Source organism: Thermococcus sp. (assembly GCF_027008145.1).
GTDB lineage: Archaea > Methanobacteriota_B > Thermococci > Thermococcales > Thermococcaceae > Thermococcus.
Genome location: NZ_JALTCZ010000200.1, coordinates 1 through 4,073, shown reverse-complemented (window position 1 = coordinate 4,073; position 4,073 = coordinate 1). Strand labels below are relative to the sequence as shown.

Genomic DNA, 4,073 nt, shown 5'->3' with positions numbered 1-4,073 from the left:
GACCCTTGATGAACTCGACCTGCCGGCGAACACCGGAACATGGGTGATCGCAATCAGGAGGGGGAAGAGGTGGATTTTCAACCCAGATGAGGACACCAAGATATTCCCGAACGACACCCTCATAGCGAGGGGCACCCGGACGGCCCTTGAGAGACTTAAGGAGATAGCCCGTGGGGTTCTGAAGGTGGTGTCCCATGGATGAGTTTGAGGAGATTAGGAACTGCCTTGTTGAGATGAAGGATCTCTCGGCGCTCATGATAGACCTCGCCTTCTCCTCGGTCATGTACAACAGCGAGGACATAGCGGAGGAGGTCTATCTCCTTGAAGAGAGGATGGACGACCTAACCCTTAATGTCAAGAGGCTGACCCTCCGCGCGGCTAAGAAGGAAGAGGACCCGGAAAGACTGCTCAGCATAATAGACCTCGCCGAGATAAACGAGCACATAAGCGACGCGGCCTACGGTATAGCCGACATAATTCTGAGGGACCTCGAACCACACCCCATAATCAGGAAGATAATGGAGGACACCAAGGAGGAACTCGGAAGGGTAACTGTTAGGCCCAACTCGGTTCTCATCGGCAAGACCCTCGAACAGCTCAAGCTCCCGAGCAAGATAGGGACGAGGATAATAGCCATAAAACGCGGTGACCGCTACATCTACGATCCCGGGAAGAAGGACACGATCGAGGGGGGAGACGTCCTCATAGCGGTCGGCTCCGACCTCGACAAGCTGAGGAAGCTCGCCGGGGAGGAGATCGAGGAGGAAGATTGACCACTTCAGGAGCGAGGTGTTTTTATTCTTTGAGATTGTTCTACGTTCATGGCGAGAATAAAGAAATTATCGTAGTCGTTCTGGTTTTTATCCTATTTGCGTTTCAGGGCGAGAGGGCTACCTTATCTCCTCGTCCTTCACTAATCCCCTCGCGTAGGGGCAGAACTCCCTGAGGGGGCACTCACCGCACCTCGGCCTTATCGGCTTGCAGATGCTCCTTCCGTGGTCGACCATAGCGTGGTTGACATATATCCACTTGTCCCTCGGGATGAGCTCCATGAGGTATTCCTCAACCTTCTCGGGGGCAACCCTGGGAGGAGCCAAACCGAGGCGTTTGCTTATCCTGTTGACGTGTGTATCAACTGGAATGACCTGCCTTCCGAAGCCGTAGGCTAAAACTATGTTGGCACACTTCCTCCCGATACCGGGAAGCTTCATGAGCTCGTGAACGTCGTCGGGAACCTTTCTGCCATACTTTTCGAGGATTATCCGCGAGGCCTTTACGATCCACTCCCCCTTGGTCTTCCAGAGGCCGACTCCCCGCTTTCGGAGGAACTCCTGCATCTCCTCGACCGGCGTTGAGGCTATTGTCTCAATATCCTTGTAGCGGTTGAAGAGCTCCTCCCAGACGCGGTAGGTGACCTCATCGCGCATTCTCTGGGAAATTATGCAGTGGATCAGAGTCCTGTATGGGTCGCCTATGAGGAGCTTCTCCCTCGGGTGGGTCTTCATGAGGATTTCGACGATTTTTTCCGCCCTCTTCCTCTTCTCTTCCCAGGCTTCGTCAAAGGTGAATCCGCTAAGGTCTAATGATTTTGACGCCCGAGCCATGGATTACCACCACCAAATCTTCGGTTACCCTAATTCCTTTAAGGGACTTGAACTCCTCGCTATAAACCTTTTGCCCCTCTTTCGAGAGGACGACGACCTCGTTTCCAAGGAGGATCACAAAACCCTTCCCAAAGGTTATGACGTCGTCAACTTCCTTCCCGAATTCGATGTTGATGACGTCCAGGTCTCCCGTCGAGAACTCAATTTTAGTCGACTTGTCCACCTTAAGCGGAGAAGGTTCAGCCAAGAGAACCTTGAAGTGGAGCGGTTCTCCAATCAGCTCAACGACCACCTTCTCACCGGTTTTAACTTCCTTCCCGAGGAGTTTGCCCTTTATTACCTCCGCAAAGTCTGGAGTTAGTTCGGCCTCAAAGAGTGGCTTAAGAACCAGTCTCATGCCCATCACCTGAGGGAGTTGGAGGAAGCCTTAATAAGGGTGGCGACCCAAAGGCTTTTAACCGATATGTCGTCCGATATATTGGGTGGTTCGATGGAGAGGCCCAACGTCAGGGGAACGCTCAAACTCGTCATCCTCGACTTGCTGAGGGAGCCAAATCACGGCTACGGCGTGATGGCCGAGATGGAGGGGCTCTACGGCGTAAAGCTGAGTGCCGGAACGATTTACCCAATCCTGGCATCGCTCAGAAGGAGCGGTCTGATCGAGGTCGCTGAGAAGGGGAAGCGCGAGAGGAAGACCTACGTGATAACGAAGAAGGGCCTCGAATACCTTGAGAGACACAATGAGGAGCTTAAGGAAGCGAAGAGAAAGATGAAGGCTTACAAGCTCTTCCTTGAGCTCGGCGGTGAGGAACTCAAAGAGGCGTTCAAGGAGCTCTTCTCACGGATCGAAGAGCTGGACAAAGGGCAGAAGGGGGAACTTGAGGAGCTGTTTAAGGACTGCGCCAGGCAGATAAGGCTCATCATTCTCGGTGAGTGAGATAGAAGCCCCGGACTGGAAGGGATACTACAGGAGAATGAAGGAAAACTCCCCTCCCTAAAGGACGAGGCTTGTCAAAAGAAGTTAAGGTCATACACTACCCGATATGTTGCGGTGACGAGTGCATTTCAGCGTGTCTCTTCAGCGATGAAATGGAAAACCGTCCCGATGAGGGCGAGCCTCTTCGGGGTTGGGTATAAAGTCCGCCTCAGGCCCTTCATGAAGAACCCTGAAGCCTGCAGGATGTGCTACATCTGCGTCCAGGCCTGCCCGACTAAGGTGCTGAGACCCGTCGAAAGCCCTGTAAGGCATCCAGCCATGGCCTTCATTAAGAGTGCATTGGCGTTGCCCTTCAAGAAGAGGTATGGCCTGAGGTTCGTTTTCCGGGAGGAAGAACAACTTCCTGGAGGAAGAGGAGAAGAGAGGCAGTGCTGAGCTTTAGGAAAGGGGATTCCACTACCGGCTGAGCCTTCCCTTAAAGGCCTCGTAGCTTATCCTGAAGGCCTCAAGGACGGGCAGTTTTTCGCCCGCGAAGAAGCTGAGCATAGCCCCTCCTCCGGTGGAGACATGGCTTATCCCCGTTATGCTGTACCTGTAGATGCTCGCTATGCTGTGCCCACCCCCGACGACACTAAACGCTTTGCTCTCGCCGATTGCCCTAAAAACTCCCACCGTCCCGAGGGCGAACTCATCCCTCTCAAAGACCCCCATCGGGCCGTTGGCGACGATGGTTCCGGCGTTGAGAAGTATCCCCCTGTACTTCTCGACAGTCCTCGAACCTATGTCGAGTATCGGATACTCGTCAAAAAGCCTCTTCTCGTCGCTGAGAAGGTCAACCTCAACGCGCTCCCCCTGGTAATCAACCGCGAAGTCAACTGGAGTTCTGATCAGCGGGTAGAACTCGTCGAGTATTCTTTCCGCCCAGTCAACGAGCCCAAGGAGTCCCTTTTTCTCCATGAACTCAATGTTGGCATCACCGAGGTTGAAGCCCTTGGCGAGGGTGAAGACGTGACCGACGAGACCACCCGTCAGGATGAGGTCGGCCTTCTCCCTCCTCAGGACGTTCTCAGCTACACGAAGTGAGTCCTCAACCTTCGCCCCCCCAAGGACGTAAACCCTGGGGCTCTCACCGCTCCCGTAGGCCCTCGTTAAAGCGCTGACCTCCCTCTCCATGAGCGTCCCCATAGCCATTGGCTTCAAGCGGGCAAAGCCAACGAGGGAAGGCTGAGAGCGGTGGGCCGCTGCAAAGGCGTCGTTGACGACGTAGTCTATTAGGGGCGCGAGCTTCCTCACGAAGAACGTCCTCTCGCAGTCCTCAAGGGGCCTGTAAAAGACTTCCTCGGCAGAGAAGCGCAGGTTTTCGAGCATTATGGCCTCCCCGGCTTTGAGCGAGCTTATCCTCTCCCTCGCGAGCTTTCCAAAGATATCCTCAACGTACTCGACCTCCTGACCGAGGAGACCGCTCAGTATCTCCGCGTGCTCCTCGGTGGTTACGTAGTCCCCCTTGTAGGGCCTGCTCTGGTGGGTCGCTA

Annotated in this window: 7 protein-coding genes; 4 read left to right on the top strand and 3 right to left on the bottom strand. The window is 54.4% G+C overall.

Annotated elements, in window-relative coordinates; all coding sequences use genetic code 11:
* Both MVD07_RS10170 and MVD07_RS10165 read left to right on the top strand, forming a co-directional pair.
* The coding region (locus MVD07_RS10170; protein WP_297501736.1) for a TrkA C-terminal domain-containing protein at window positions 1-202 on the top strand (202 nt) is incomplete at its 5' end.
* Window positions 195-773, top strand: coding sequence for a TrkA C-terminal domain-containing protein (locus tag MVD07_RS10165; protein WP_297501733.1), 579 nt, complete (start codon window positions 195-197; stop codon window positions 771-773). The genes MVD07_RS10170 and MVD07_RS10165, both read left to right, overlap by 8 nt.
* A 117-nt stretch (window positions 774-890) precedes the next feature.
* Here the strand turns inward: MVD07_RS10165 and nth are convergent, their stop codons facing one another.
* Window positions 891-1,604: an endonuclease III gene (nth, locus tag MVD07_RS10160; RefSeq protein WP_297501730.1), complete on the bottom strand. Its 714-nt coding sequence runs from the start codon at window positions 1,602-1,604 to the stop codon at window positions 891-893.
* Window positions 1,573-2,007 (bottom strand): ATPase, encoded by a 435-nt coding sequence (locus MVD07_RS10155; protein WP_366078517.1) that lies wholly within the window; start codon window positions 2,005-2,007, stop codon window positions 1,573-1,575. The genes nth and MVD07_RS10155 overlap by 32 nt, the downstream gene beginning before the upstream one ends.
* Window positions 2,008-2,067: 60 nt before the next feature.
* Between MVD07_RS10155 and MVD07_RS10150 the strand changes: the two genes are divergently transcribed.
* The gene (locus tag MVD07_RS10150) at window positions 2,068-2,541 is read left to right on the top strand and encodes a PadR family transcriptional regulator (RefSeq protein WP_297501727.1); all 474 of its coding nucleotides are present in this window, start codon (window positions 2,068-2,070) and stop codon (window positions 2,539-2,541) included.
* 114 nt (window positions 2,542-2,655) lie between these two features.
* A complete protein-coding gene (locus MVD07_RS10145; protein ID WP_297501724.1) occupies window positions 2,656-2,976 on the top strand; it encodes a 4Fe-4S binding protein in 321 nt (106 codons plus the stop codon).
* A 21-nt stretch (window positions 2,977-2,997) separates the two neighbouring features.
* Here MVD07_RS10145 and pgk read toward each other — a convergent pair.
* The coding region (gene pgk, locus MVD07_RS10140) for a phosphoglycerate kinase (RefSeq protein WP_297501721.1) at window positions 2,998-4,073 on the bottom strand (1,076 nt) is incomplete at its 5' end.